Origin of the sequence: Photorhabdus australis DSM 17609 (genome assembly GCF_000711895.1) — a bacterium.
GTDB lineage: Bacteria > Pseudomonadota > Gammaproteobacteria > Enterobacterales > Enterobacteriaceae > Photorhabdus > Photorhabdus australis.
In genome coordinates, this window is record NZ_JONO01000122.1 from 1 (window position 1) to 1,850 (window position 1,850).

The window sequence follows — 1,850 nt, forward strand, 5'->3', positions numbered from 1 at the left end:
GTGCTTTAAGTTTTTTCTCGTCCATAATATGCCTGCTTTGTTGTTGGATGTAACATATCAAAAGCAGGCAAATACACAATTTAAATTACAGTCTCAATTCTATTTATTCCTTAAAGGAACAGCACTTCTATTAATTGAATATTCCGCATTTTAAGGTGCAGTTCATGTATGACCCTGTGTTTATTTCGGCTGATCCGGCCATTTAATATTGGGGGCTAATGAAACATCAACCCGGCTCAACATCACTCTGTATTTCTTCCATTCCAGCAGAGCGGCTTTTTCAGCTTTGGTAGCAATATCTAAGTCAACAGTGTCTTGCAGCAATGCAACCGTTTCATTCGCATTCTGACTCAATGCCGAACGTTGCTGTTCTGCCTGTTCAATTTGACTGGCTTTTTGGGCTTTAGTATCTGTGACCCATTTTTCGCCATCCCATTTATCAAAATCAGTGGCCGGTTGCTTGAATGTCAATGTTTCCGGCAATTCACCCAGCTCAGTGATTTCATATTTTTGACGGTTTTGTGTGTCATAAGCCATTTTTCCACGGTAGTCAGGCACGATTTCCCAACGGCATTTATCTTCACTGCGACGAACAGCCACATCATGGGATTGAGGGAGTTCTGGCGCATCTGGATAAGCCCCGGCTGATAAGCTGACACCCAGCATGAGATATTCCATATCAGCATTGGTAAATTCTCTTGTCATCTGATTAGTGTGATAAACCTTTATCCAACCTGCTTGAGTGGCTAATCCATCCTTACCTAATATGGCTGTTTCATGTTCTAAAGAGTATTTTTGTTCTGTCATTATGCTGCTCTCACTATGTAGTTAAATGCGATGTTGCGGGGGCGGGTTTCGTTTGCAGTACGTGCGACAAGTGATGCGTCAAAATTCCAATCCCCGGATACCCCCCAATTTTCGCCTGTGTGTCCTGAATCAGCAATTTTTTTAAATATTGCTGTAAAAGCCCCCGCCGCCCGCGGACTCTCTACCCCTTTTCTCATTCCGATGGAGCCCGTAATATTTTGGAGCGCATCTTCTTGCCACGAACCACACACTCGCCCTGGATCTATCCCTCTACCATCATCCCAACCCCGGATAAATTCCCCCCGCAAATCAGGTAGTGCACCTGATGGATAAGCAGCGGCTAATCGCGGATATAGGGATTTATTAAATGCCTGACCATTGCATGTAAAATAACCAGCTGGCGCAGTAGGTAACGGCCATAGAATGGGGGAGCCGACAGGGAACGTGTTGACTAAGCCACCATAGCGATTCTTGTTAACATGCAAAAAATAGGCATACAGATCTCCACTGGAATTAACATATATTTGACCTGAATCATAGTTAACAAACCCGAAATTAATTCCTTTTTCATAGCCTTCGTGATGAGCAGAGAAAACCCCTAAATATTCATTACCCGGAATATAATTGAACACTTTCATCCCCGCTAAAGCTCCAACATCCTCGGCGGTTGGTTTATTGAGCGTGTTATATTCTTGTGCCCAAGCTGACCACCCAGACCCAGAATAAAACCCTCTAGTATAGGCTCTGGTACTCCCTACGATATGATAACGCTGAATAACCCCGTTACCTTTTAAAATGACTAACGAACCTGCACTGCCTTCAGGATAATTCTTTCCAGAAATAGCCTGGGCTGTACTAACCTGATAATAAAGTCCCGGTGTCTTGTAGTCATTCAAATCAGCTTTTTCAGGAATGGATATTGCTTGTCCCTCAAAGATATCCTGAGACGTGATATTGACATCCCCACTCAACGCCTTGCCATTAATTTTCCGGCTACTCGGTACCGCACTTTTGGCCAATTCCACCGTTTCCACTAAACCAAG

Annotated in this window: 2 protein-coding genes; both read right to left on the bottom strand. The window is 43.7% G+C overall.

All coding sequences use genetic code 11. The features are described 5' to 3' along the window. Positions 1 to 180: 180 nt before the first annotated feature. The gene (locus BO26_RS18375; RefSeq protein WP_036774048.1) at positions 181 to 807 is read right to left on the bottom strand and encodes a tail fiber assembly protein; all 627 of its coding nucleotides are present in this window, start codon (positions 805 to 807) and stop codon (positions 181 to 183) included. Further along, positions 807 to 1,841, bottom strand: coding sequence for a tail fiber protein (locus tag BO26_RS24315; RefSeq protein WP_051691056.1), 1,035 nt, complete (start codon positions 1,839 to 1,841; stop codon positions 807 to 809). Before BO26_RS24315 ends, BO26_RS18375 begins: the two co-directional genes overlap by 1 nt. Positions 1,842 to 1,850 lie beyond the last annotated feature (9 nt).